Source organism: Nocardiopsis oceani (assembly GCF_054777395.1).
This window is the reverse complement of the sequence record NZ_BAAHAR010000010.1, coordinates 47,304-73,981: the sequence shown is the minus strand read 5'-3', so window position 1 is coordinate 73,981 and position 26,678 is coordinate 47,304. Positions and strand designations below refer to the sequence as shown.

Annotated in this window: 21 protein-coding genes and 1 pseudogene; 13 read left to right on the top strand and 9 right to left on the bottom strand. The window is 68.6% G+C overall.

Going from position 1 to position 26,678, the window contains the following annotated elements:
- Positions 1-62: 62 nt before the first annotated feature.
- Complete coding sequence (locus ACYVDG_RS07610) at positions 63-1,643, top strand: polyamine aminopropyltransferase (protein WP_460747694.1); 1,581 nt, start codon at positions 63-65, stop codon at positions 1,641-1,643.
- Between the two features lie 304 nt (positions 1,644-1,947).
- On the opposite strand, the gene ACYVDG_RS07605 is transcribed toward ACYVDG_RS07610, so the two are convergent.
- The 6 genes from ACYVDG_RS07605 to ACYVDG_RS07580 form a co-directional block, all read right to left on the bottom strand.
- Complete coding sequence (locus ACYVDG_RS07605; protein ID WP_460747692.1) at positions 1,948-3,387, bottom strand: NAD(P)/FAD-dependent oxidoreductase; 1,440 nt, start codon at positions 3,385-3,387, stop codon at positions 1,948-1,950.
- A 67-nt stretch (positions 3,388-3,454) separates the two neighbouring features.
- Positions 3,455-4,309: an ABC transporter permease gene (locus tag ACYVDG_RS07600; protein WP_460747691.1), complete on the bottom strand. Its 855-nt coding sequence runs from the start codon at positions 4,307-4,309 to the stop codon at positions 3,455-3,457.
- A complete protein-coding gene (locus ACYVDG_RS07595) occupies positions 4,309-5,160 on the bottom strand; it encodes an ABC transporter permease (RefSeq protein ID WP_460747690.1) in 852 nt (283 codons plus the stop codon). The genes ACYVDG_RS07600 and ACYVDG_RS07595 overlap by 1 nt, the downstream gene beginning before the upstream one ends.
- Positions 5,161-5,162: 2 nt before the next feature.
- Positions 5,163-6,467 (bottom strand): ABC transporter substrate-binding protein, encoded by a 1,305-nt coding sequence (locus ACYVDG_RS07590; RefSeq protein ID WP_460747689.1) that lies wholly within the window; start codon positions 6,465-6,467, stop codon positions 5,163-5,165.
- Between the two features lie 43 nt (positions 6,468-6,510).
- Entirely contained in the window at positions 6,511-7,689 is a 1,179-nt protein-coding gene (locus ACYVDG_RS07585) for an ABC transporter ATP-binding protein (protein WP_460747687.1), read from the bottom strand.
- Positions 7,690-7,701: 12 nt separating this feature from the next.
- The gene (locus ACYVDG_RS07580; RefSeq protein ID WP_460747686.1) at positions 7,702-9,150 is read right to left on the bottom strand and encodes a gamma-aminobutyraldehyde dehydrogenase; all 1,449 of its coding nucleotides are present in this window, start codon (positions 9,148-9,150) and stop codon (positions 7,702-7,704) included.
- A 250-nt stretch (positions 9,151-9,400) separates the two neighbouring features.
- On the opposite strand from ACYVDG_RS07580, the gene ACYVDG_RS07575 reads away from it, so the two are divergent.
- Positions 9,401-10,771 carry an aspartate aminotransferase family protein gene (locus tag ACYVDG_RS07575; RefSeq protein ID WP_460747685.1) on the top strand — a complete coding sequence of 457 codons (1,371 nt, stop codon included), beginning with the start codon at positions 9,401-9,403 and terminating at the stop codon, positions 10,769-10,771.
- A gap of 78 nt (positions 10,772-10,849) precedes the next feature.
- Here the strand turns inward: ACYVDG_RS07575 and ACYVDG_RS07570 are convergent, their stop codons facing one another.
- Complete coding sequence (locus ACYVDG_RS07570) at positions 10,850-11,320, bottom strand: flavodoxin family protein (protein ID WP_460747684.1); 471 nt, start codon at positions 11,318-11,320, stop codon at positions 10,850-10,852.
- A 412-nt stretch (positions 11,321-11,732) separates the two neighbouring features.
- On the opposite strand from ACYVDG_RS07570, the gene ACYVDG_RS07565 reads away from it, so the two are divergent.
- The 7 genes from ACYVDG_RS07565 (at position 11,733) to ACYVDG_RS07535 (ending at position 19,243) form a co-directional block, all read left to right on the top strand.
- Positions 11,733-12,359 (top strand): DUF4352 domain-containing protein, encoded by a 627-nt coding sequence (locus tag ACYVDG_RS07565; RefSeq protein ID WP_460747683.1) that lies wholly within the window; start codon positions 11,733-11,735, stop codon positions 12,357-12,359.
- Between the two features lie 286 nt (positions 12,360-12,645).
- Positions 12,646-13,089, top strand: a complete 444-nt coding sequence (locus tag ACYVDG_RS07560; RefSeq protein ID WP_460747682.1) for a hypothetical protein — start codon at positions 12,646-12,648, stop codon at positions 13,087-13,089.
- A gap of 30 nt (positions 13,090-13,119) precedes the next feature.
- The gene (locus tag ACYVDG_RS07555; protein WP_460747681.1) at positions 13,120-13,761 is read left to right on the top strand and encodes a DUF4352 domain-containing protein; all 642 of its coding nucleotides are present in this window, start codon (positions 13,120-13,122) and stop codon (positions 13,759-13,761) included.
- Between the two features lie 347 nt (positions 13,762-14,108).
- Positions 14,109-14,951 (top strand): nitrilase-related carbon-nitrogen hydrolase, encoded by an 843-nt coding sequence (locus tag ACYVDG_RS07550; RefSeq protein ID WP_460747680.1) that lies wholly within the window; start codon positions 14,109-14,111, stop codon positions 14,949-14,951.
- A 6-nt stretch (positions 14,952-14,957) separates the two neighbouring features.
- The gene (hydA, locus tag ACYVDG_RS07545; protein WP_460747679.1) at positions 14,958-16,364 is read left to right on the top strand and encodes a dihydropyrimidinase; all 1,407 of its coding nucleotides are present in this window, start codon (positions 14,958-14,960) and stop codon (positions 16,362-16,364) included.
- A gap of 12 nt (positions 16,365-16,376) precedes the next feature.
- Complete coding sequence (locus ACYVDG_RS07540; protein ID WP_460747678.1) at positions 16,377-17,387, top strand: TIGR03842 family LLM class F420-dependent oxidoreductase; 1,011 nt, start codon at positions 16,377-16,379, stop codon at positions 17,385-17,387.
- A gap of 347 nt (positions 17,388-17,734) precedes the next feature.
- Positions 17,735-19,243, top strand: a complete 1,509-nt coding sequence (locus ACYVDG_RS07535) for an NCS1 family nucleobase:cation symporter-1 (RefSeq protein WP_460747756.1) — start codon at positions 17,735-17,737, stop codon at positions 19,241-19,243.
- 75 nt (positions 19,244-19,318) lie between these two features.
- Here the strand turns inward: ACYVDG_RS07535 and ACYVDG_RS07530 are convergent, their stop codons facing one another.
- Positions 19,319-20,377, bottom strand: a complete 1,059-nt coding sequence (locus ACYVDG_RS07530; protein WP_460747677.1) for a CDP-alcohol phosphatidyltransferase family protein — start codon at positions 20,375-20,377, stop codon at positions 19,319-19,321.
- Positions 20,378-21,126: 749 nt separating this feature from the next.
- On the opposite strand from ACYVDG_RS07530, the gene ACYVDG_RS07525 reads away from it, so the two are divergent.
- Entirely contained in the window at positions 21,127-23,253 is a 2,127-nt protein-coding gene (locus ACYVDG_RS07525; RefSeq protein ID WP_460747676.1) for an acyltransferase family protein, read from the top strand.
- Positions 23,254-23,304: 51 nt separating this feature from the next.
- Here the strand turns inward: ACYVDG_RS07525 and ACYVDG_RS07520 are convergent, their stop codons facing one another.
- The gene (locus tag ACYVDG_RS07520; RefSeq protein ID WP_460747675.1) at positions 23,305-24,405 is read right to left on the bottom strand and encodes a DUF6716 putative glycosyltransferase; all 1,101 of its coding nucleotides are present in this window, start codon (positions 24,403-24,405) and stop codon (positions 23,305-23,307) included.
- A 194-nt stretch (positions 24,406-24,599) separates the two neighbouring features.
- Here ACYVDG_RS07520 and ACYVDG_RS07515 point away from each other — a divergent pair, with 194 nt between their 5' ends.
- The 3 genes and pseudogenes from ACYVDG_RS07515 to ACYVDG_RS07505 all read left to right on the top strand — a co-directional run bounded on the left by ACYVDG_RS07515 (position 24,600) and on the right by ACYVDG_RS07505 (position 26,678).
- Positions 24,600-25,757, top strand: a complete 1,158-nt coding sequence (locus tag ACYVDG_RS07515; protein WP_460747674.1) for a cytidylyltransferase domain-containing protein — start codon at positions 24,600-24,602, stop codon at positions 25,755-25,757.
- Positions 25,754-26,197 (top strand): annotated as a pseudogene (locus ACYVDG_RS07510) (N-acetylneuraminate synthase family protein); the annotation flags it as partial. The gene ACYVDG_RS07515 and the pseudogene ACYVDG_RS07510, both read left to right, overlap by 4 nt.
- Positions 26,198-26,270: 73 nt before the next feature.
- Complete coding sequence (locus tag ACYVDG_RS07505; RefSeq protein ID WP_460747673.1) at positions 26,271-26,678, top strand: N-acetylneuraminate synthase family protein; 408 nt, start codon at positions 26,271-26,273, stop codon at positions 26,676-26,678.

Genomic DNA, 26,678 nt, shown 5'->3' with positions numbered 1-26,678 from the left:
GTCCGCCCTGAGCGGCCCAGCATCCCCGGACACCGCGTCCGCTTCCCCGAGAGAGCAGTACCTTGACCGAGACCACGGCCCGCGCGCGGCCCCGCTTCCCGGTACCGCCGCGCGCGGCCCGGTTCTTCGTGCTGCTGGCGGTGTTCATCTGCGCCGCCTGCGGCCTGGTGTACGAGCTGGCGCTCGTGGCGATCGGCAGCTACCTGCTCGGCGACACCATCACCCAGGCCTCCGTGGTCCTGTCGGTGATGGTGTTCGCCATGGGGGTCGGGTCCCTGCTCTCGAAGCGGTTCCAGTCCACCCCGGCACTGTCGTTCGCCGTGGTGGAGGGCCTGCTCTCGCTGATCGGCGGCCTGTCGGTCCTCCTGTTGTACGGGTCCTTCGCCTGGCTGTCCGCCTCCGCCTACCAGCCCACCCTGGTACTGCTGGCCTTCATCATCGGCACCCTGATCGGCATCGAGATCCCGCTGCTGATGACGCTGATCCAGCGCATCCGAAAGCAGGAGGCCTCCGAGGCGGTCGCGGACCTGTTCGCCGCCGACTACGTGGGCGGTCTGATCGGCGGCCTCGCGTTCCCGTTCCTGCTCCTGCCGCTTCTGGGGCTGCCCAAGGGAGCGCTGATGGTGGGTGTGCTGAACGCCGTCATCGGCGTGGCGGTGGTGCTGTGGCTGTTCCGCACGGACCTCACCAAGATGGCCTACCTGGGGCTGAGCGTCGGCCTGGCGTTCATCGTCGGTGTGCTGGGGCTGGCCTTCTACTACTCCGACCAGTTCGAGGTGGACGCCCGGCAGGCCATGTACCGGGACCCGATCGTGCACGCGGACCGCACCGAGTACCAGGAGATCGTGGTCACCCAGTCCCTGGACGGCCGGGACGTGCGCATGTTCCTCAACGGCGACCTGCAGTTCTCCACCCTGGACGAGTACCGGTACCACGAAGCGCTCATCCATCCGGCGATGGACGGCCCGCGCGAAGACGTCCTCGTGCTGGGCGGCGGCGACGGCTTGGCCCTGCGGGAGATCCTGCGCTACGACGACGTGGCCTCCGTGACGGTGGTCGACCTGGACCCGGCCGTGGTCGAACTGTCCGCCTCGGATCCGGTGATCAGCGAGCTCAACGACGACTCCTTCCAGGACCCGCGCGCGGAGGTGGTCAACACCGACGCGTTCCAGTGGTTGCGGGACACCCAAGAGGACTTCGACGTGATCATCGCGGACCTGCCCGACGGCACTGACGTGGGTACGTCGAAGCTGTACACGGTGGAGTTCTACGCGCTCCTGGCCCAGGCCTTGGAGGACCACGGGAAGATGGTGGTGCAGGCCGGGTCGCCGTTCTTCGCGCCGGACGCCTTCTGGGGCGTCCGCCACTCGCTCGAGGAGGCCGGGGTCGCGGTCACCCCGTACAACGTGGACGTCCCGACCTTCGGCAACTGGGGCTTCTACCTCGGAACCACGCGTGATGAGGCCCCGGACCTCGCCCTGCCCGACGACGCACCCGAGCTGCGCTTCCTGGACGACGCCCTGCTCGAGGCAGCCCTGGTCTTCCCGATCGACCGTCAGGAGGAGGACGTCCAGGCGTCCACGATGCTCCACCCGCGGATCATCGGCTACCACCAGGACCGCCAGGCCTGGCGGGGTTACTGACCTTCACGGAAACGGCGCCCGCACGCGGAGTACGGGCGCCGTTCTCGTGAAAAGCACCGCGCGGCCTGGGATCTTGGGCCAGTGGGCGGCCACGCGGTGGGTTCGGCGAGGTGGGGCGGGCCCGCGGGAGGAGCGGTCACCTTACGGAACTCCCCCGCGGCCCGGTGCCCATCCTCGCCCCGGCACGGCCGTGGGTGTGCACGCCACGCCGCCCGCATCACCCCACATAGCAACCCTTGACACAGACTTACCGATCCTTGCCGGAAGCGGACGGTTTCCCGCCGGGTGTGCCCGAGTGACTGGATCAGCTGTCGAAACCCATACCGACCGCGTCCAGGCCGCGCAGCCACAGGTTGCGGCGGCCCCCGTTCCGGTCGGCGGCGGCCGTGGCCCGCAGGGTGAGCTCGATACCGAGGGAGCGGGCCGGCTCCGGCGGGAACGGGAGGGGCTTCTCCCGGACCATCCGCAGCCGCGTGCGCTCGGTGTCCAGCCCGTCCAGCCGGTCCAGCATGACCTGCGCGCCGAACCGGGTGGCGCCCACGCCCAGGCCGGTGTACCCGGCCGCGTACGCCAGCCGACCGTCGTAGGCCTGGCCGAAGAAGCCCGAGAACCGGCTGCAAGTATCGATGACCCCGCCCCAGGTGTGGCCGAATCGGACCCCGCTCAGCTGCGGGAACGTCTCCAGGAAATGCTCGGCGAGCTTCTGGAAGGTCTCCGGCCGCTGGTCGTACTCGGGCCGCACCTTGCCGCCGTAGTGGTGGACGATGTCGTAGCCGCCCCACAGGATCCGGTTGTCCGCGGTGAGCCGGTAGTAGTGGAAGAAGTTGGCCGAGTCGGAGACACCCTGGCGTCCTTGCCAACCGATCGACGCCATCTGCTCGTCGGTGAGCGGCTCGGTCATGAGCGCGTAGTCGTACACGGGGGCCAGGTAGTGCTTGAGGCGGCGCAGCGGTCCGGGGAACGCGCCCCCGCCCCAGGCCACCTTGGGGGCGTGCAGCGCCCCGGACCGGGTTCCCAAGCGCAGTCCGTCGGGCACGGCGTCGATCTCGCGCACGGGCGTGTTCTCGAAGAAGCGCACTCCCAGGCCGAGGCACGCCTCGCGCAGCCCCCAGGCGAGCTTGGCGGGGTGGACCATGGCGACGCCGTCGGGCTCGTAGAAACCGCCCTTGTAGGTGGGCGAGTCGATGTTGCGCCGGACCTCGTCAGCGTCCCACACGTGTGCCGTGTGGCCCTTCTCCCGCATGGCTGCCGCAGCCTCGTCGAACCACTCGGCCTGCCAGGGCTCGGTGGCCACCAGGATCTCCCCGGTGCGCTCGAACTCGCAGTCGATCCCGTACCGGCGCACGGCTTCCTCGATGGCGTCGAGGTTGGCCCGGCCCTGCCGTTCGATCTCCTCGATCTCCTCCGGCCAGCGTTCGGCACCGTTGTCGTAGCCGTGGGTGAGGCTGGCCGCGCAGAACCCGCCGTTGCGGCCCGAGGCCGCCCAGCCGGTGGTGCGGGCCTCCACCACGACGACGTCGCGGTCGGGGTCACGCTCCTTGGCGGTGAGCGCCGTCCACAGTCCGCTGTACCCCGCACCGACGACGACCAGGTCGGCGTGCACCTCTCCGACCAGGTGCGGCGCGGGTTCGGGGACGTCCTGTCCGGGAACGTCGGGGTCCAGCCAGAAGACCCTCGGGCGGGCACCGTCCAGGGCCCGCGCCGCTTCGACCCGCACGGCTTCGGCTCGCGTGCTGTCGGCCATCGGCTATCACTCGTCTCTGTCGCGTACTTCGGTACTTCGGCGGTGTCGGGAACCGGTTCCGACGGTGTCACCTACGGCGGTGGGTCATCACGATGTTGACCACCGCCATGACGAGTCCGATCCCGAACAACAGTGTGCCCATCACGTTGACCTGTGGCGGGATGCCGACCCGGGTGGATCCCCAGATCCACAGCGGGAAGGTGGTCACGTCGCCGCTCACGAACGTCGTGATGATGTAGTCGTCGATCGACAGGGCGAAGGCCAGTAGCCCTCCCGCCATGATGGCCGGAAACAGCATCGGCAGGGTGACCAGGCGGAACGTGGTGAAGGGGCCGGCGCCGAGGTCTCTGGCCGCCTCCTCCAGGGAGGGGTCCAGGGTGATGACGCGCGCCCGAACGGTGATCGCCACGAACGACACGCTGAACATCACGTGCGCGATCACGGTCGTCCAGTAGCCGGTGGTCACGTTCATCATCAGGAACATGGAGAGCAGGGCCGCGCCCAGGACCACTTCCGGGGCGCTGATCGCGGAGAACATCACCAGGTTGGTGAGCTGCTTGCCCCGGAACCGGAACCGGCCGAGGGCGAGCCCGAGCAGTGTCCCCAGGCCGCCCGCGATGAACATCGTCAGCAGCGCGATGGATACCGAGTTCAGCACCGCGCTGTTCAGGTCCGGGTAGGCGAAGGCGTTCTCGTACCAGCGCAGGGTGAAGCCCTGCCAGGTGATGTTGTGCCGCCCGGCCGGGTTGTTGAAGCTGAACGCGATCATGAACATGATCGGCAGGAACAGCCAGGCCAGCACGGCCCACGTGTACAGGCGGCCCCAGTCGACGCGGCGGCGGGGGCGCGCGCGTGCGGACCGGGTGGTCCCCTCGGGACCGGAGGGGGCCTGGGGCGGTTCGGTGTCGAGTCGGGCGCTCATCAGGTGTGCACCTCCATGACCCGTTCCGTGCCCAGGGCCCGCGCGTAGCTGAAGATGCCGACGAGCAGCAGGCCCATGAGGACGAAGGTGATCGACGCCGCGATCGGGTAGTTGTTGTTGATCAGGTACTGGGACTGGATGACGTTGCCGACCATGGTGTTCTGCGCCCCGCCCAGGACCGACGCGTTGACGTAGTCGGCACTGGTGGGGATGAACGTCATCAGGACGCCGGCGAACAGGCCCGGCAGCGACACCGGCAGGATGACCTTGGTGAAGGCCTGCGTGCGGCTGGCATAGAGGTCGTGTGCGGCCTCGACCATCCTCGGGTCCATCCGTTCGAGTACCGCGTAGAGCGGCAGCACCATGAACGGCAGGAAGTTGTACGCCAGCCCGAGGATCACCGCCGGCGCGGAGTTGAGCAGGGCGAGGTTCTCCGGGACGAGCCCGATGGACTTGAGCGGGCCCAGGACCACGCCGTTGTCGGCGAGGAGGAACCGCCAGGAGATGGTCCGCAGCACGAACGACACGAAGAACGGCAGCAGGACCAGCAGCAGGTAGGTGGACTTGTAGGCTCCCCCGTGGAAGGCGATCCAGTAGGCCATCGGGTAGCCCACGGCGATGCACACGAGTGTGGCGCAGGCGCCGTAGAACAGGGAGCGGGCGATGTGCTCCCAGTAGTCCCCGAGGGCCGCGGCGTAGTTGCCCACCTCGAAGGTCTGCTGGAACCCGGTGACCACGTTGCCGGTGGTCAGCGACAGCGACAGCATCCCGCCGAGGGGCACCACGAAGAACAGGGCCAGCCAGGTCCACGCGGGAAGCACCAGGACGTAGGGCGTGAGCTTGCGGTTCATGGTCAGCTCTGTGTGACGGCCTGGAAGATGGTGGAGAAGGCGTCCTGCTCGTCGGTCTCCAGCGTGACGAAGTTGTGCAGCCGATCGAAGTCGGCGTCGTCGGGGAAGACCAGCTGGCTCTCGGCCATCTCCGCCAGGGCCTGGGCGCGCTCCCCGTCGTCCTCCTCACCGGACCAGTCCTCCAGCACCTGCTGAACGTCCGGGACGGGCGGGATGTAGGCGATGTACTCGGTGAGCCCGGCGGCGACCTCCGGGTTGTAGAGGAAGTCCATCAGCTCGATCGCGTCGACCGGCGCCTGCGAGTTGAACGGGATCATCATGTTGTCCGTCCAGAGGGTGGCGCCCTCTTCGGGCATGACGAACCTGAGGTTGGTGCCCTCCTCGGCATTCTGCTGGTAGATGTCCCCGGACCAGGCCATCGTGATCCACAGGTCGCCGTTGGTGAGGGGCTGGACGAAGTCCTGGTCGTAGTAGGCGCGCACCAGGCCCGCGTCGCGCTGCTCCGTCAGGCGCTGGGCCGCGGCCTCCCAGTCGGCCTCATTGGAGTCAGCCGGGTTGACGCCGGTGGCGAGCAGTCCGAAGTTGGCGATCTCCTGCGGGTCCGCGAACATCCCGACCCGGCCCTCGAACTCGGGGTCGAAGAGGTCCTCGATGCTGGTGATCTCCCGGTCGATGAACTCGGGGTTGTAGGCGATCCCGGTCATGCCCGACTGGTAGGGCACCGTGTAGACGTTGCCCGGGTCGAAGTCGGTCTCCTTGTAGTACTGGCCCGCGTACTGCTCGAAGTTGGGCAGCCTGGCGTGGTCGAGCTCCACCAGGTAGCCGAGTTCGATCAGCCGGGACAGCTCGAAGCCGTTGGGCACGACGAACAGGTCGTATCCGGTGTCGTCGTCGTTGGCCAGACGCGGCTGGACCTGGCCGAAGAACGACGCCGCCTCCTGCACGTCCTCCTTGTAGTCGACCTCGATACCGGTCTCCTCGGTGAACTGCCGAAGCGGGCCGCGGTCGGGGTCCATGTACAGGGGCCAGTTGCCGAAGCGCACCGAACCGGTCTGCTCCTTGTCCGCCCAGAAATCCGCGTCGGCCTCCCGCTGTGTTCCGCCCACGCCGCAGGCGGAGAGCGCGAGCGCCGCCGCCGCGGCTCCGCCGACCTGGAGGGTGCGGCGGCGGGTGAGCCCGGCGGGTGTGGGAAGGCCCGCTGCCGGGCGCGGGGCGAGGCGGCCGGGACGCCTGGCCCCGGTTCGCCTGGCTCGGGCGAGTCCGCGCAGGAGTGCGGGGTTCGGGTGCGCGCGCGAGGTGTGGTTCATATCGTCATCCCCCGGTTCTGGGCGGCGGGCGGTGGTCAGGGCATCAGGTGGGCAGTGCGTAGGAGTGGCGTGGCGACCAGGACAGCCAGACGGCCTCACCCCGTTGGGCGACCAGGGCCGAGTCCGCGGAGTTCTGCTGGTAGACGGTGATCTCCGCGCCGCCCTGGAGAGCCACTTGGTAGTGGGTGGCCGCACCCATGTAGACGGTTTCGGTGACGGTGCCGGGCAGGACGCAGAGGTCGGTGCCGCTTCCTCCCCCCTCGGTTCCGGGCCGTTCGGTGTCGATCCGAACTTTCTCCGGACGCACGGTCAGGTGGGCCTCGGAGCCCTCGGTGATCCCGCTGGGGAGTTCGGCGACGAGGGCGGTCAGGCCGCTCCCGAGGTCCACACGGCGGTGGCCGGAGGGGTCGGTCCCGTGCACCACTGTTCCGGTGAGCAGATTGCTGGTGCCGATGAAGTCCGCGACGAAACGGGTGGCGGGCCGTTCGTAGATCTCGGCGGGGGTGCCGAGCTGCTCCACCAGCCCGTGGTTCATCACCGCGACCCGGTCCGACATGGTCAGGGCCTCGCCTTGGTCGTGGGTGACGTAGACGAAGGTGATGCCGACCTCGCGCTGGATGCGCTTCAGCTCGACCTGCATGGACTGGCGGAGTTTGAGGTCCAAGGCGCCCAGGGGCTCGTCGAGCAGGAGGGCTCCCGGCTGGTTGACCAGGGCGCGGGCCAGGGCGACCCGCTGCTGCTGGCCACCGGAGAGCTGGGCGGGGCGGTGCTTGGCCCTGGGGCCCAGCTCGACGAGTTCGAGCATCGCGTCGACCCGGCGCCGCACCTCCTGTTTGGGGACCCGCTTGCGTTCCAGGCCGAAGGCGACGTTGGCCGCTACGCTCATGTGGGGGAAGAGCGCGTAGCTCTGGAACACCATGTTGACATCGCGCTGGTTGGCCGGGACCCCGTTGACGTCCTTGCCGGACAGGCACACGGTGCCCTCGGTAGGCTCCTCGAACCCGGCGATCATCCGCATCGTGGTGGTCTTGCCGCACCCGGAAGGGCCCAGGAGCGAGAAGAACTCGCCTCGGGTGATCTCCAGGTCGACCCCGCCGACCGCGCGGACCGTCTCCGACCCGGACCGGTAGGCCTTGACCACCCGCTCAAGGCTGATGGCCGACCCCTGTTCCGGCGGTGCCACTGGGGCCTCCTCGGTACGTCTGCTCGTGGTGGTGGCCATTGGGGACTCCGCTCAGGTGCCGAAGTAACTCATGACGTGCTTGATCCGCGTGTACTCCTCGAACGAGTACAGGGACAGGTCCTTGCCGTAGCCGGAGTGCTTGAAGCCGCCGTGGGGCATTTCGGCGGTGATGGGGATGTGGGTGTTGATCCACACGCAGCCGAAGTCCAGTCGGCGCGAGACGCGCAGCGCGCGGGCGTGGTCCTTGGTCCACACGCTGGAGGCGAGCCCGTACTCGACCGAGTTGGCCCAGGCCACGGCGGTCTCCTCGTCGGTGAAGCGCTGGACGGTGAGGACGGGCCCGAAGATCTCGTCGGTGACCAGCTCGTCGCCTTGGCGCAGGCCGGAGACGACCGTCGGCGCGTAGAAGAAGCCTTCCCCGCCCACGCGCGAGCCGCCGGTGAGGACCTGGGCGTGGTCGGGTGCGCGGTCGAGGAACCCGGAGACCCGGGCGAGCTGGTCCGCGTTGTTGACCGGGCCGTAGGCGGCGTCGGGGTTGTCCGGACCCGCGGTGACGGTGTTGCGTGCCTGCTCCGCCAGGGCGGCGGCGAGGTCGTCGTGGACGCCGGGCCCGGCGAGGATCCGGGTGGCGGCGGTGCAGTCCTGGCCGGCGTTGAAGTATCCGGCTTCGGCGATCCCCGCGGCGGCCTGTTCGATGTCGGCGTCATCGAAGACCATGACGGGCGCCTTGCCGCCGAGTTCGAGGTGGAGGCGCTTGAGGTCGCGGGACCCGGCTTGGGCGACCTCGTACCCGGCGCGGGTGGACCCGGTGAGGGAGATCAGGGCGGGGATCGGGTGCTCCACGAGCGCGCGGCCGGTGTCCCGGTCGCCGCAGACCACGTTGAACACCCCCGGCGGGAGGAACTCGGCGGCGATCTCGGCGAGCAGCAGGGTGGAGACCGGGGTGGTGTCCGAGGGTTTGAGGACGATCGTGTTGCCGGCGGCGAGGGCGGGACCGATCTTCCATGCCGCCATGGCCATGGGGTAGTTCCACGGGGTGATCTGGCCGACGACGCCTAGGGGCTCGCGGCGGATCCAGGAGGTGTGGTCGCGCATGTACTCCGCGGCGGCCCTGCCCTCCAGGTTGCGGGTGGCTCCGGCAAAGAACCGCAGGGCGTCGAGGACCTGGAAGATCTCCTCGGACTTGGTGAGTGCCGCCGGTTTGCCGCAGTTGCGGACCTCGGCGGCGACCAGTTCGCCCGCTCGGGCCTCCACTGCGTCGGCGAACCGGTTGAGCGCGATCTGCCGTTCCGCCGGGGTCCAGTCCCGCCAGCCGCCGTCGAAGGCGCGTCGTGCCGCCCGGAAGGCGGCGTCGACGTCCTCGGGCCCGGAGATCGGGGCGGTGGCGAAGACCCGCCCCGTGGCCGGGTCGACCAGTTCGCTCCGACGGCCGTCCGCGGCTTCCACATGCTGGCCGTCGACGAAGTTGCGGAGGTGATCGGTTGCGGGCACCTGGGTCACTACTGGCTCCCCTGCGATCGGGCGCGCCACAGCGCGCGATGGCTCTGTGATCTGCAACACTGCCACCCCAGATGCGGGAGTTCAAGAGATTTCAAGTGATTCCGTTGTTAAGTTTGAATTGACCGACGGATACTTGACACACGAACCATGGATGCGACTATTTCTGTTGAGAGGAGTGCGCGAGGACGATGAGGGCCGATCCGGTCGTCACACTTGCCCCAGCACCACCCAGAGACCTCGGAGGCATCAAGTGGAACCGCGTCTGAAGAACCTGCAGCAGGCCGCCAAGGACCACCTGTGGATGCACTTCACGGAGATGGCCGCCTACCACGACGCCGACGTCCCGGTGATCACCAGGGGTGAGGGCGCCTACGTCTACGACGAGCACGGGAACCGCTACCTGGACGGCCTGGCCGGCCTCTTCGTCTCCCAGGTGGGGCACGGGCGCGCGGAGATCGCCGACGCGATCGCCGAACAGGCCCGCGAGCTCGCCTACTTCCCGATCTGGACCTACGCGCACCCCCGGGCGATCGAGCTGGCCGACCGCCTCGCCGACCTGGCCCCCGGCGACCTGAACCGGGTGTTCTTCACCGGCAGCGGCTCCGAGGCGGTGGAATCGGCCTGGAAGCTGGCCCGCCAGTACTTCAAGGCGATCGGGCAGCCCGAACGGCACAAGGTGATCAGCCGCAACATCGCCTACCACGGCACCACCATGGGCGCCCTCTCGATCACCGGCGTGCAGTCGATCAAGAGCCCCTTCGAGCCCCTGGTCCCGAGCACCGTCCAGGTTCCCAACACCAACTTCTACCGAGCGCCGCAGCACGCCGACGACCTGGAGGCCTTCGGCCGCTGGGCCGCGGACCAGGTCGAGGAGGCGATCCTCCAGAACGGCCCGGAGACCGTCGCCGCCGTCTACGTCGAACCGGTCCAGAACTCCGGCGGCTGCTTCCCGCCACCGCCCGGCTACCTCCAGCGCGTACGCGAGATCTGCGACCGCCACGGCGTCCTGATGGTGTCCGACGAGGTGATCTGTGCGTTCGGCCGCATCGGCGAGTACTTCGGCGCGACCAAGTACGGCTATGTACCGGACATGATCACTTTCGCCAAGGGCGCGACCAGCGGTTACGTCCCCCTTGGCGGAATGATCGCCCGCGACCGGCTCATGGAGCCGTTCCAGGAGGAGGGGGCGGCCTTCCTGCACGGCATCACCTTCGCCGGGCACCCGGTGGCGGCCGCCGCCGCGCTCGCCAACCTCGACCTGTTCGAGAGCGAGGGCATCCTCGACAACGTCCGCGAGAACGGCCCGGTGCTGCGTGCCACCCTGGAGAAGCTGCTCGACCTGCCCATCGTCGGCGACGTCCGAGGCGACGGCTTCTTCTACGGCATCGAACTGGTCCGGGACAAGGAGACCAAGGAGTCCTTCACTCCGGAGGAGTCGAAGACCCTGCTCAAGGGCTTCATCTCCTCGGCCCTGTTCGAGGCCGGCCTGGTCTGCCGGGCCGACGACCGGGGCGAGCCGGTGATCCAGCTGTCACCGCCCCTGACCTGCGGACCCGAGCAGTTCGACGAGATCGAGAGCATCCTGCGCAAGGTGCTCACCGAAGCCGGAAACCGTCTGTAGGCCCTTCGGCGCGGAGTGCGGGACACTCGTCCGCGGGGAGTGCCCCGGGCTCCGGTCGTGCTCAACCGCGGGGAGCGCTCACCCGCGGCTCTCCTCCCGTTCGAGTGCGGCGAGGGCGGTGACCGCGCCGAGTTCCCAGCAGGCCTCGCGGGACTGGCTGTCGGGGCGGCCGGTAACGGTCACCGGGGGCCGGTGGCGTTGCCATCCCATGCCTTTGGTGATGGACTCGACCGCACGGACCGCCCCGGAGGTGTCGTTGCCGCCGTGGACGTACAACGTGTACGGGATCCCCTCCGTGTCCGGCTGGGCGGGGTAGTACACGGTGTCGAAGAAGTGTTTCAGGGCGCCGGACATGTAGCCGATGTTGGCGGGGGTACCCAGCACCACCGCGTCAGCTTCGAGGAGGTCTGTGACAGTCGCGGACAGGGCCGCTTTGACCTGCACGCGCACGCCTTCGATATCGTCGGTGCGGGCGCCGTCGAGCGCCGCGTCCAGGAGCTCCTGGGTCGCGGGCGAGACGGTGTGGTGAACGATGAGCAGTCGTGCCATGCCCCCACAGTAGGCAGTCGCACGGCACGGAACCTCCGCGCGTCCGGCGGCGTCAGAACAGTCGGCGCGAACCGTCCGGGCTTGCCCTTCGGCTCAGCGCTCCCCCGCCTACGGGCCCGGCGGGTTCACCCGTCCCTGGCACACGGCCCGGTCACACACTCCCATCACCAGCTCCACTCGCGGAAGAAAGCCAAGGACCGCCATGAATCAGCCTCCTCCGCAGGGCCCCTATGACGGCCCACCCCACGGTATGCCTCCCACCGGCGGTCAGCCCCCGATGGGCCCGCCGCCCGGCGGTATGCCCCCCGGTGGTCCGCCTCCCGGTGGAATGCCCCCCGGTGGTCCGCCTCCCGGTGGAATGCCCCCAGGCGGTCCGCCTCCCGGCGGTATGCCCCCGGGTGGGCCACCGCCCATGGGCCCGCCGCCCGGGGACCCGTACGGCAACCCCTACGGACCGCAGACGCCCCAGAAGAAGACCTCCCCCTGGCTGTGGGTCAGCCTGGGCTGTGGCGGACTCTTCATCATCGGGCTCGTGCTGGTCCTCGTGCTCGTCTTCGTCGTCGGAGACACTGAAAGCGACAGCGGCACGAGCTCCGAAACCTCGTCGAGTGACGACGGCTCCGGCAGCGGAGACCGTTCCAACCCGGACATGCCCGGAATGAACGAGCAGGTCGAGCACGGCGGCATGGTCTTCACCGTCACGGGTATCGAAACCGGCATCACCGAGGTGGAGGGGCACCGTCCCCAGGGCGAATACGCGGTAGTGGACATCCAGGTCCAGCCGGCGGACGACGTCCCCATCACCTTCTGGCTCGACGAGCAGCACCTGTACATGAACTCCGGCGAAGCGATCGCGGAGGACTACCTCGCCACCCTGGAATACGTGGGCATCAACGGCATGAACGTCCAGGTGAGCCCGGGCGACTCCGAGGACGTGTCGGTCGTCTTCGACGTGTCCGACGCCTCGGAGATCTCCCACGTCGGCCTCAGCGCCGAGATGTACGGGGGCAACGAGGTGGACATCGACGTGACCGGCTGACCCGACAGGTCGACGATGCTTGTTCGAGCGGGCCGCCGGTGTTCCGGCGGCCCGCTTCCGTTCCCCAGAAAGGGCTTCGATGCAGCACCCCCCGCAAGGCCACCCCCCACCGCACCCCGGGCAGGGACCCCACGGACACGGGCCGTTTCCCCCGCAGGGGCCTCCGCGGGGAGGTCCACATCCCTTCGCAGCACCCGGACCGGGTCACCGGGCCCAGCCCAAGAAGTCATCGAAGGGCCTCTTCATCGGCCTCGGTGTCGGCGGCGCGGCCCTCCTGTTGGTCACCGTGCTCATAGCCGCTTTCCTCATCCTCGACGTGGGTGACGACGGCCCCGTCGCGGGACTTGACGAGCCCTTCCAGAACGGGGACCGGCGCCTCACCATCACCAATTTCGAGATCGGGATCTCGCAGGTCGACACCGACCACGGCCCAATCCTGCCCGACTACGTGTTCGTGGGCTTCGACGTCCACATGGAGAACCTGGGGAACATAGAAAGGCACTGGACCGGGGACGAGATCACACTCCGTTTCGACGACGACTCGATCGCCGCCCGCCCGCACAGCGAAGCGACGCACCAAGCCAACCGCGGCGGCAGGGACGAGTACGTCCTCGGGCCCGGGGAAGAGGGCACCGTCCGGATGTACTTCGACGTGGAAGAACCCGAGCAGCTCAGCCACCTGTCCTACCGGGACCGTGAGACGGTCACGGTCGACCTGGGCCTCCGGTAAGACCTGGCCGAAAACCGAAAAGGGAACGCGATGTACCACCAGTCCCCACCTCATGGGCACGAGCACGGGCCTCCGCCGCTCCCACAAGGCCCGCCCGGGCACCACCACCTCCCGCCCCAGCCGCCGAAGAAGCCGAAGACGGGCCTCATCATCGGCCTCAGCCTCGGCGGGGTGGGGGCCGTCGGCCTGGTCGCCGCGCTGCTGGTCGCCGTCTTCGTCTTCGATGTGGGCCGTGACAGCGGGCCCGTGGCCGGGCTCGGCGAGAGCTTCGAAATCGACGAACGGCTCGTCACCGTTCTCGACGTGGAGACCGGGATCGAGCAGATCGGCGACGAGCACACCATGCACGAGCCCACGAACGAGTACGTCGGTGTGGACCTCCACATCGAGTACATCGGGGAAGACGACGAACTGCGCTGGTCGAGGAGCAACACCGCCCTCTACTCCGACCCGGACACGGAGCTTGCGGCCATGGACCTCGACGCGACGCTCAAGGCCAACCCACAGGACCAGCTCGAACCGCCCTTCAGGCTCACCCCCGGCCAGGAGGGCACCATGCGGATCATCTACGACGTGAGCAACTCTGCCCGTGTGAACTACCTGGAGTACGGGGTCACCACCTACGGAGTCGACAGCGTCCTGATCGACCTGAACGGGCCCGTCCACGGATGACACCCGGCCGGTGGCCCCGCGTCATGTGTGCGGACGCATGAAATTCTCACCCCCCAGAGCTGCGAAACCTGTCAAATCCTCTAAATCAATACCGCCACACAATGGACATTGATCCCCTTGAGGCACGAATGCGAATGTCATTAACCCGCCCGTATCACCCTCGTAGGGATGTCGGACATTGACCCACCATTCCCCTCGTACCTAAGGTGCGTCCTCTACAACGCGCCAACCCGCTCGCACCGGATGCCCCATCGGCACCACCAGCGGTGCGAACAGGCCAAACGCGGATGCCAAGCGTTCTCCGCCGCCCCTGAACCGGGCGGCTCTCAAAGAGGAGCGAGGGAACCATGCCGCACACCGTCCGGGCCGCACTCGTCCAGAGCGAGTGGACCGGGGACTCCGAATCCATGATGGCCGCCCACGAGAAATACGCGCGGGACGCCGCCGCTCAGGGCGCCAAGGTCATCGGCTTCCAAGAGGTCTTCAACGCCCCCTACTTCTGCCAGGTGCAGGAGGCCGAGCACTACCGCTGGGCCGAAGCCGTTCCCGACGGCCCCACCATCACCCGGTTCAAGGCTCTCGCCAAGGAGCTGAACACGGTGATGGTCCTGCCGGTCTTCGAGATCGAGAAACCCGGCTTCTACTACAACACCGCGGCCGTCGTCGACGCCGACGGAAGTTACCTCGGCAAGTACCGCAAGCACCACATCCCGCAGGTCAAAGGCTTCTGGGAGAAGTACTACTTCCGTCCCGGAAACCTCGGCTGGCCGGTGTTCGACACCGCCGTCGGGAAGGTCGGCGTCTACATCTGCTACGACCGCCACTTCCCCGAGGGCTGGCGCGCGCTCGGCCTCGCCGGCGCCCAGATCGTCTACAACCCCTCGGCCACCCACAGGGGCCTGTCCGCCTACCTGTGGAAGCTCGAACAGCCCGCCTCCGCCGTCGCCAACGCCTACTACATCGCGGCGATCAACCGGGTGGGCCAGGAAGAGTACGGCGACAACGACTTCTACGGCACCAGCTACTTCGTGGACCCCCGCGGGCAGTTCGTCGGCGACGTCGCCTCCGACACGAAGGCCGAGCTCGTCGTGCGCGACCTGGACCTCGACATGATCGACGAGGTCCGCCAGCAGTGGGCCTTCTACCGGGACCGCCGACCGGACGCCTACGGACCACTGGTGGAGGGATAACAGCCCATGACACGAACCCTCATCAGCGGTGGCCTCGTCGTCACCGCCGCCGAAGAGCTGGAAGCCGACGTCCTCGTCGAGGACGGCAAGGTGGCGGCCCTCGCCCTACGGGGCAGCGAACCCGCACAGGCCTGGGCCCGGGGCGACGCCGAGACCATCGACGCCACCGGCCACTACGTCATCCCGGGCGGCGTCGACGGCCACACCCACATGGAGATGCCGTTCGGCGGCACCTACGCAGCGGACACCTTCGAGACCGGCACCCGTGCCGCGGCGTGGGGCGGAACCACCACCATCGTCGACTTCGCCATCCAGCGGCCGGGCGAATCCGTGCGCTCCGGGGTGGACCAGTGGATGGCCAAGGCCGACGGCAACTGCGCGATCGACTACGCCTTCCACGCCATCCTGTCCGACGTCAACGAGTCCTCGCTCAAGGAGATGGACGTCCTCGTCGACGAGGGCATCACCTCGTTCAAGCTGTTCATGGCCTACCCCGGGGTGTTCTACAGCGACGACGGCCAGATCCTGCGCGCCATGCAGCGCGGCGCGTCCAACGGCGCACTCACGATGATGCACGCTGAGAACGGCATCGCCATCGACGTCCTGGTCGAGCAGGCCCTGGCCGAGGGGAAGACGGACCCGCGCTACCACGGCGAGGTCCGCAAGACCCTCCTCGAATCCGAGGCCACCCACCGCGCCATCCAGCTGGCCCGGGTCGCCGGCTCACCGCTGTACGTCGTGCACGTGTCCGCGGACGAGGCCGTGGCGGAACTGTCGCGGGCCCGCGACAAGGGCCTCAACGTGTTCGGCGAGACCTGCCCGCAGTACCTCTTCCTGTCTACGGACAACCTCGCCGAACCGGACTTCGAGGGCGCGAAGTACGTGTGCTCCACCCCCCTGCGCCCCAAGGAGCACCAGGCCCACCTGTGGCGGGCCCTGCGCACCAACGACCTGTCCGTGGTCTCCACCGACCACTGCCCGTTCTGCTTCACCGGGCAGAAGGACCTGGGGGTGGGCGATTTCTCCAAGATCCCCAACGGCATGCCCGGCGTGGAGAACCGGATGGACCTGCTCCACCAAGCCGTGGTTGAGGGCCACATCAGCCGCCGCAGGTGGATCGAGCTGGCCTGCGCCACCCCCGCGCGCATGTTCGGGATGTACCCGAAGAAGGGCACGGTCGCGCCGGGTGCCGATGCCGACCTGGTGGTCTACGACCCGGATGCCGAACAGGTCATCTCCGCCGAGACACACCACATGAACGTGGACTACTCCGCCTACGAGGGCAAGCGGGTGACGGGCCAGGCCCGCACCGTGCTCTCGCGCGGCCGCGTGGTCGTGGACCGCGGTTCCTACCTGGGCCAGGCCGGAGACGGCCGTTACGTGCCCAGGTCCACCTGCCAGTACCTGGTCTGAGGGGGACGGCACATGGACATCGGACTCGTCCTACAGACGGACCCGCCCGCCGGAACACTGGTGGAGCGGATGGTGCGCGCCGAGGAGAAGGGGTTCACCCACGGGTGGACCTTCGACTCGGTGGTGCTCTGGCAGGAGCCCTTCGTCATCTACAGCCGCATCCTCGACCGGACGCGGAACCTGGTCGTCGGACCCATGGTGACCAACCCGGGCACCCGCACGTGGGAGGTGACGGCCTCGCTGTTCGCCACCCTCAACGACATGCACGGGAACCGGACGGTCTGCGGGATCGGCCGCGGGGACTCGGCGATGCGCGTGGCGGGCCGCAAGCCCGCCACCCTGGCCCGGCTGTCCAAGGCGATGACCGCCATCAAGGACCTCGCGGAGGGCCGTGAGGCGGACGTGGACGGCGCACCGATGCACCTGCCGTGGGTGCGCGACGGCTCGCTCCCGGTGTGGATGGGCGCTTACGGGCCAAAGGCCTTGGACTTGGCCGGCCGACAGGCGGACGGTTTCATTCTGCAGCTCGCAGACCCCTACCTGACCGAGTGGATGGTCAAGGCGGTGCGGTCGGCCGCGGCGGACGCCGGGCGCGACCCCGACGAGGTGAAGGTGTGCGTCGCGGCCCCCGCGTACGTCACCGACGGCTCTGAGGCGGGGCAGGCCCACGGACGTGAGCAGTGCCGCTGGTTCGGGGGGATGGTCGGCAACCACGTCGCCGACCTGGTCTCCCGGTACGGCGAGCACTCGGGCATGGTGCCCCAGGAGCTCACCGACTACGTCAAGGCCCGCGAGGGCTACGACTACAGCCACCACGGACGGGTCGACAACCCGGACACCGACTTCGTGCCCGACACCATCGTGGACCGGTTCTGCCTGGTCGGCCCGGTGGAGGCCCACGTGGAGAAGTTGGCGCGCCTGCGCGAGGCGGGCGTGGACCAGTTCGCCGTCTACGCGATGCACGACGACGTCGACGGCGTCATCGACGCCTACGGGCGCGACATCATCCCCGCCGTGCGCTGAGCACGCTCGGCCACCCGCAACCGGGCCGGGTCCCGCCCAGAGCGGACCCGGCCCACGGGCCGCCACTGCGCCGGTCACTACGGAGCCGGTCATTACGGCGCCGAGGCAGCGCACCCGGTCATCGCGACCACGGTGAAGTGCGAAGATATGCGGTGGCCTGCCCGCTTTCGGACATGACCGGCCCCGACTTGCCCCCGCCAGCGCGGGCCCAGTGCCGCACCCAAGCACACCGCTTCCCACCAGTTCCTCCGAAACACAGGTGTCCCGTGTCCACAGTGCCCTCCCAACCCGAGCCGCCCACCACCGAGTCGACCGCACAGGTCACGCACCCCGATGGCCGGGTGTCCATGCCCGAAGGCACCACCCTGCCCGACAACCCCTTCGTCAATGACGACCTCCAGCCCGTCCCCATGTCGAAGCGGACCTGGGGTACCGGAAGCTTCACCGCGCTGTGGGTGAGCATGTCGGTCAGCATCCCCGCGTGGACTCTCGCCAGCGGGCTGATCGCCGCAGGGATGGACTGGCGCCAGGCGATGGTCACCATCGTCCTGGGCAACATCATCGTCCTGCTGCCTATGGTGCTGACCGGGCACGCGGGCGCCAAGTACGGCATCCCGTACCCCGTGTTCGCCCGCGCCTCCTTCGGGCTGCGCGGCGCCAACCTGCCCGCCCTGTTGAGGGGCGCGGTCGCCTGCGGCTGGTACGGCATCCAGACGTGGATCGGCGGCCAGGGCGTGTACGTCCTGGCCGGCCGCCTCATCGGGGACGGATGGATCAACGCGGCCGAGTTCGGTGGAAATCCGTGGACGCTGTGGCTGTCCTTCGCGGTCTTCTGGCTGGTCCAGGTCGCGATCATCCTCTGGGGCATGGAGGGTGTGCGCAAGGTCCAGGTGTGGGCCGCTCCGCTCATGGCCGTGGGCGGCATCGCCCTGCTCGTGTGGATGGCGGCCGAAGCCGGCGGCTTCGGTCCGATGCTGGCCCTGGACAACGGGCTCGGCGGCGGTCTCGACTGGGGCCCGTCCTTCTGGGCGCTGTTCTTCCCGTCCCTGATGGGTGTGATCGGCTTCTGGGCGACCCTGACCCTGAACATCAGCGACTTCACCCGGTTCGCCGCCACACAGCGCGCACAGGTCGTCGGCCAGTCTCTGGGCCTGCCCACGACGATGTCGCTGTTCTCGCTGATCGCGGTGATGGTGACCGCCGGTACCGCCGTCGTGTACGGCGCACCGCTGTGGAACCCGATCGACGTCGTCAACGGGATGGACAGCGGCATCGGCCTGCTGTTCGCCATCTTCGTGGTGCTGCTGGCCACGGTCTCCACCAACATCGCGGCCAACCTGGTCGGTCCCGCCTACGACCTGGCCAATCTCAAGCCCAGCTGGATCAGTTTCCGCACCGGAGCGATCATGACGTCCTTCCTCGGCGTGCTGATCTTCCCGTGGAGGCTCATCGAGGACGAGAACGTCTACATCTTCATCTGGCTGGGCACCGTCGGCGGCCTGCTCGGCGCGGTGGCGGGCATCCTGCTCGCCGACTACTGGCTGCTGCGCCGTACGCACATCAATCTGCCCGCCCTGTTCACGCCCGGTAGCGAGTACTGGTACTCGAAGGGGTGGAACTGGCGCGCGATGGTCGCCTTCGGGGTCGGTGCGCTGCTGGCCGTGGGCGGCTCCAACTCCCCCGAGGGTGAGGGACCCTTCCCGACCGAAGGCATCATCCCGGTACTGGCCCCGCTGGCAGACTACGGCTGGATGATCGCCCTCGCCAGCGCGTTCCTCCTGCACTGGGCGCTGGGTCGGTTCTTCCCGGCCCATCCCAGGCTGGAGCGTGCCGAACGGACGGACAGCGCCGCCTGACCCTCTCCGCTAGGGCGCCGCTCCGCCACTCCGGCGGGGGCGGCGCCCTTCAGCCGGCCGGTCGGCCCCGCGGTGTCAGGCGGTCGGCTGCCGCTCGCCGTCGATTTCGAGGCTCGCCATCACCTTGTTGATGTCACCGGTCACCCGGGCGAACTCCCGGGTGGAGAGCCACAGCTTGTAGATGATGAGCAGCTCGAAGGCGAACATCATCGCGGCGGACGCCGCGATGGTCACGAGCATTCCCGTGATCGAGACCATGCCCACCAGGGGCGCCACGATGAACACGCCCATCTGGTATTCGATACCGCTGAACAGGTGCGGCCGGATCCGGTTCTCCCGCAGGGTCTCACGGACTCTCCGGTACCAGGGGAAACGGCGGTCGAAGCCCTGCTGCAGGGCAGTTCGCTGGATCTTCTTCGCCTTGCCCGTGGGGGTCGCGACCGCGCCTTCCTGTGCCTCGGTGCCCTCCTGCACCTCGGTGGCAGCGGGGGCCTTCACCCGCTCGGAGCCGCCGATCGAGACGGCGTCCTCGTCGTCGCCCAAACCCTCGTCCGAGCCGAAGCGCGCCGCGGCGCGGCGCACGCCGCTGGTGTCCTGGTCGGCGCTGCGCTCCTCCACCTCACGGATCGACTGGGCCATGTGCCGCCGCATTGCGGAGCGCACCTTCGCCATCTGCGGCGAGTTCAGGTAGCGGAACATGTCGGTGAAGACGATGCCCAGCAGGAACCACAGGAATACCGGGTTCTCGGTCTGGATGAACTGACCGCCCATCAGGGCGATGGCGCAGAAGAGGACTCGGATCCGGTCGAAGACGTAGTCCAGCCAGCTGCCGAACACCGAGCCGTTGCCCTTGAGGCGGGCGATCTTGCCATCCATGCAGTCGAGCACGAAGCTCAGGTGGAAGAGCACTGCTCCGGCAAGGAGCCAGTACCAGTCACCGAAGAAGAAGCAGACCGCCGCCACCAGTCCGAGCAGCAGGGCGGCCAGTGTCAGCTGGTTCGGGGTGATCGAGGTCCGGTTCGCCGTGAACTTGACCAGACGCGAAGCCAGGGGATCGACGAGCCATACCGTCCACCACGAGTCACGCGGCTTGTAGGTCTGCTCTTGTACGTCAAGAAGCGTGAAGTTGGGCATTCCTGGGGCTCCTGGTGTGGCTCGCGGGGCGGGATACCCCTCGGGAAGAGGTGCGAGGTGGGCACCGTCTTACGGCTGGTCAGGGCGCCTCCCTGCGGCGGAACCGGGGAACCACGACCCGGTCGGTCGGATGGGATGGCGCGGGGGAGTGTGTCAGAAACCGCTTTCGAGGGGGCCGCGGTCGAGGTGGACGGGAGCACGGACACCGAAAGTGCCGTCATCGTCGTAGAAGAACTCCTCACCCTCTTCATACACGTCGTCACAATCTGTGCAGTTCACGTGGGGGATGCCTCTCGGGTAGCGGTGTCACCTGAGAGGGGTGACGCCTCTCCGCCCTGGGCGGTTGTCCAGATCGCGACGTATGTCAGAAAAAGTGATGAACCGATGATGAGCACAGGGTGAACTGTGACGAGAACGCGACTCATCGCAGGTCATGCCTGCCCGACGAGCGTTACGCGAGAATCCGGTCAACGCACGATCGTGTCGGCCGCAGCGGATTCGGTTCACATCAGAGCGCCGACTGTGACTGAGCACACGCGTTCGCACTGTTCAGGGCTACACATTCACACAGATTTCATCTCGACTCGACAACATGACCGTGCCCGAACGCAGGTCACTCCCCCCGGGTGCTGATACTGGACCGGCAGGGCAACTCCCTTAGGCGCCGCGCCACAACCAGCGGGCCCCTCTAAGTGCCGCTTGACCGTCTGGCCCCCTGCCTTCACCTCCTTCGAGCCCGAGGCTGCCCCGTGTCCGTTCCTGCCCTGAACAACGTCACCGACGCCGTCGCGTCACCGGTGACCGCGAAAAGCCGTCGGCGCCCCGACATCGAAGGGCTGCGCGCAGTCGCCGCCCTCCTGATCGCCGTCTACCACATCTGGTTCGGCACGGTCTCGGGTGGCGTCGACGTCTTCCTGCTGCTCACCGGCTTCCTCATCACGGGTTCGCTGGTCCGCGCCATGGAGCGCGACGGCCGCATCGCCTTCGGGGCCTTCTGGACCAAGCTGGTCAAGAGACTGTTCCCCGCGGGCGCGGTCGTGCTGGGCGCCGTCCTGGTGATGGCCTACCTGTTCTTCCCGCGCTCGCAGTGGATGACGGTCATCGACGACGTGCGTGCGGCAGCGCTCTACTACGGGAACTGGCACCTGGCGCTGGGGTCGGTCGACTACATGGCGGAGAGCGCCGCGGCCAGCCCAGTGCAGCACTTCTGGTCCCTGGCCATCCAGGGGCAGTTCTACCTGGTATGGCCGATCCTGATCACCGCCGCCGGCCTGATCGCCGTGTGGCTGGGCGTGCGGATCCGCCATGTCGCGGCGGCCGCCGTGGGAACGGTGTTCGCGGTCTCTTTGGGCTACTCCCTGTGGATCACCTCCACCGAGCCGGTGTGGGCCTACTTCGACACCGGGGCGCGCTTGTGGGAGCTCGCCATGGGCGGCTTGCTCGCCCTGGTGATCCACCGGGTGAAACTTCCGGGCTGGCTGAGCCTCGTGTCCGGCTGGCTCGGGCTGGTCGCGCTGGTCCTGTGCGGGTTCGTGATCGGCGACTCCATCCCCTACCCCGGTTACGCCTCCCTGTGGCCGACCCTGGCCGCGCTGTTGGTCATCCTCGCGGGCGCCGGCAATGTCGAGCCCCACCGCCTGTCCGCGAACCACTTCCTGGGGATGCGCCCCCTGACCTGGCTGGGCGGGCACGCCTACACGCTGTTCCTGTGGCACTGGCCGGTGCTGATCGTCTACTTGGAGCTCACCGAGCGCGTCCGCCCCTCCCTCAGCGGCGGCTTCCTGGTCCTGGGGGCGTCGTTCGCCGCCGCCCTGCTCACCAGCTGGGTGATCGACGGCGGGGTCAACCGGGTGACCCGAAGGCTCCGCACCCCGAGCTGGTCGCTGGCGGCCGGGGTCATCTTCATCATCCCCGTGCTGGTCGGGGGCGCCATGTGGGGCCAGTCCCTCGAACGGGACCGGCAGCTGCGCGCGGAGCTCAGTTCGAACCCCCTCGCCTACCCGGGCGCCGCCGTGCACCTCGACGAGGAGGTCGCCGAGAACCTGCCCGAGCTGCCGGTCTACCCGGACACGAGCACGGCCGCTCGCGACACCATCGACCAGACCGACGAGTGCAACAACGCGACGACCGACGACACCGAAGCCGTGACCTGCGAGTTCGGAAACGTGGGATCCGACTACACGATCGCCCTGGTGGGCAGTTCGCACGTGCGGCACTGGTTCCAGGCGGTCGAGACACTCGCCGACCAGCACGGCTGGCACATGGTCCTCATGACCAAGAACGGCTGCCAGTTCAGCGACCAGGTGCACTACCGCGGCGGCTCCGTGGACGAGGCGTGCGGGACCTGGAACGACAACGTCATGGACGAGCTCACCGAGCTGTCCCCCGACGCCGTGTTCACCCTGGCCTCCCTCACCCCCGGATCCGCGGACGGGGAGGAGCAGATCCCCGAGGGCTTCCTGGAGCGATGGCGGCAGCTGGACGCCATGGGTATCGACACGATCGCGGTCCGGGACACCCCCCGGTTCGACTTCAACGTCGCCGAATGCGTCGACCGCAACTCCCCGGCAGAGTGCTCCGCACCGCGGTCCGATTCCATGGCCCCCGAGGCGCCCTTCAAGAACCTCGCCAACGTCCCGCACAACACGCGTTTCCTCGACATGACCGACTACCTGTGCTCGGACGAGGTCTGCCACGGGGCGATCGGCAACCAGTTGGTCTTCTACGACAACCACCACCTCACCTACGCCTTCTCGCAGTCCCTCGCGGTGGTCATGGAGCCGCACATCCTGGAGGCCACCGGCCACGCCCCCATGGGTGAGCCCACCCTGATGGAGGCGGCCACTGCCCTCCAGAACCAGGAGGCCCATCCCTGAGCCAGCCGGTCCGGCACTGGTCCCTGTGACCGGTGCTCGGCCACACTGCGCTCAGGCCAGATCGCCCCGGTCGGCGCGCTCCAGCAGGCCGTGCAGGCGTTCCACCCAGTCGTTGTGGTCCGCGGGGTGGAAGTGGTTGTGCTCGCCCCAGACCCGGCCCGGCTTGTGGAAGCGGGTGGCCCGCACGTCGGCCAGGGTGCCGAACAGCCCGCTGCCCTCGAAGGCCGCGTTGCCCTGCGCCGCGCCCACCCCGAAGTCCGTGAGGACGAGGGCGGGAACCCTGTTCTCGATCGCTTCGAGCACGGCGGCCGACCCCACCGCGACGAGTCCCCGCGCCCCTTCCAGCTGCGTGGACAGCGCCCCGGAGCGGAAGAGCAGAGCGGATTCGGGGGCACTCCCGGAAGCGGTCAGCGCACGCCATGTGTCCAGATGGCCGCCGGGGGCCTCGCCCTCGTACCCCACGTGCACAACGACCTCCAGTTCAGGCCGGTACCGCGCCACCTCGGACAGGGCGAGGAGGATGCTCTCCCGGCCCCGCTCCGCCTCCGGGACCCCGGGCAGAGCCGCGTACACCACCCGGGTCCTCCGGGTCGGCCCAGCGCCCTCGTGGCGGTCGAGGGGCAGGCTTCCCAGCCCCACCTCGCCCGCGATCCCGAGTTTCTCGCCCAGGGCGGCGTACTCGGAAACCTCCCGGTGGCTGTGCGCCACGAGCAGGTCGACCCGTGAACGGTGGAGCCACGTGCCCTCCGCCGCGGGCACCGCGAGCCCGGGCAGGGCGGACACCGCCACCGGACGGTAGCGGCGGACGATCGACCGCGTCGACCAGGACAGTGCTTCCACGAACGGACCGTCGCAGTTGAGGACCACGACGTCCGGTCGGCGCCGCAGCACGAGCTTGCGGATCTGCCGCCCGGTGAGGACGGGGACGCGCAACCCTGCCTGCCGGGTGCCCTCGGTCTCTGCACGGATCCTGGCCGGTGAGGGCGTGGTCTCGGAGCGGACGACGGCCAGCCCCACGGTGTTCCCGCCGCCGGAGAGGGGGTCGAGCATGGCGACGGACATCCTGACCCGGTCGGCGGAGTCGGCGACCGCGAGAACCGTGATCGGACCGGTCCGGTTCTCGGATCGGCCCCATGAAGGGGTGAGGGACACGAAGCCGTCTCCTTGGCACTCGGGGTGAACCAGCCCAGGCTACCCACGGACGGTAAGCAGACTGGAACCCTCGGGGCCCACGAGAAAGGGTGCAACGCCGGTCGTGCCTCGTGGCGTCCGCACTCTCCTCCCACTACCATCCAAAGTAATCAAATGACTACTTAGGGTTATAAATCTGGGAGTGCTCTGTGCGTGTGACCGCCGTGATCCCCGCACGCGGGGGTTCGAAGGGAATCCCCCTCAAGAACGTGGAGCCGGTCGGCGGCGTCCCCCTCGTCACCCGCGCGGTCCGCGCCTGCGGGGCCGCGCACACCGTGGACGAGACCGTGGTGTCCACGGACCACGAGCAGATCGCGGAGGCCGCCGCCGGCGCGGGCGCCCGCGTGCTGCGGCGCCCCGCGAACCTGGGCGGCGACACCGTCTCCTCCGAAGCCGTCCTCCTGCACACGCTCGACACCCTCGAGGACTCCGACGGGGCGGCTCCGGACGTGATCGTCTTCGTCCAGTGCACGAGCCCGTTCATCAGCCCGGCCGACCTCGACTCCGCCGTCCGGCGCATCCTCGACGGCGACGCCGACAGCGTGTTCTCGGCGACCGTGACACACGCCTTCCTGTGGCGCCCGACCCCGGCCGGCGCCCGCGGGGTCAACCACGAGCACACGCACCGCCCCCGCAGGCAGGACCGGGACCCGCAGTTCCAGGAGACCGGCGCCTTCTACGCCATGCGTTCACAAGGCCTGCGCGCCCACCGCCACCGCTTCTTCGGCAGGATCGCCGCCGAGGCGGTCTCCCCGCTGCACGGCTTCGAGGTGGACGTGCCCGACGACCTGCACCTGGTGCGAGGTCTGGCACCCCTCGCGGACCCGGAAAGGGCACCCATCGACGTGGACGCCGTCGTCACCGACTTCGACGGGGTCCACACCGACGACCGGGCCGCCGTCACCGAGAGCGGCGGGGAGTCCGTGACCGTCAGCAGGTCCGACGGCATGGGGGTCAAACTCCTCCGGGAGGCCGGGGTGCGGGTCCTGATCCTGTCCACCGAGGAGAACCCGGTCGTGTGCGCCCGGGCCGACAAGCTCAAGACCCCGGTCCTGCACGGGCTGTCCGACAAACGGACGGCCCTGGCTGAGTGGCTGGCCGAGGAGAACCTCGACCCGGCACGTGTGGCCTACGTGGGCAATGACGTCAACGATCTGGGATGCCTGTCCCTGGTCGGTTGGCCGGTGGCCGTTCCCGGCTCGCACCCAGAGGTCCTGGCCGCGGCACGCGTGGTCCTGAACCGAGAGGGCGGCGACGGCGCGGTCCGAGAACTCTGTGAACGTGTACTCAAGGCCCGGAAGGGAACACGATGACCTCTGTCGTCGAACGCACCAGCACTCCACCGCACCTGAGGACCGAGATCACGCCCGTGCCGATCGGCGAGCACCTGGTGGGCCCCGGCCAACCCGTGTACGTCATCGGGGAGATCGGCATCAACCACAACGGTGACATCGGGATCGCCAAGAAGCTGATCGACGCGGCCGCCGAGGCCGGCTGCCAGGCGGTGAAATTCCAGAAGCGCACCCCGGAGATCTGCGTCCCGCTGGAACAGCAGCAGCGCATGCGCCAGACGCCGTGGGGCGAGATGACCTACCTGGACTACAAGCACAGGGTGGAGCTCGGCCGCGACGAGTACACCGAGATCACCAAGTACTGCGCCGAGCTGGGGCTGGACTGGTTCGCCTCACCCTGGGACGTCCCGTCGGTGGAGTTCCTGGAGGAGATGGCGGTGCCCGCCCACAAGGTGGCCTCGGCCTCCGTCACCGACCTCGAACTGCTCCGCGCCCTGGCCGGGACCGGCAAACCGATCCTGACTCTCGACCGGCATGTCCACACTGGAGGAGATCGACGCCGCGGTCACCGTTCTGGGGGCGCGGCAACTCGTCATCATGCACTCCACCTCGACGTACCCGATGCCGCCGGAGGAGGGGAACCTGCGGACCATCGAGACCCTGCGCGAGCGCTACCGCGTCCCGGTGGGCTATTCGGGCCACGAGCGGGGACTGCAGATCTCGGTGGCGGCCGCCGCGCTGGGTGCGGTCACGGTGGAACGGCACATCACCCTGGACCGCACCATGTGGGGCTCGGACCACTCGGCGTCCCTGGAGCCCAACGGCCTGAACAACCTGGTCCGCGACATCCGGGTGGTCCAGGACGCCCTGGGCGACGGCGTCAAGCGCGTCTTCCCCGGCGAGGAGGAGCCCCGCAAGCGCCTCCGCCGCACCACTGTCTGA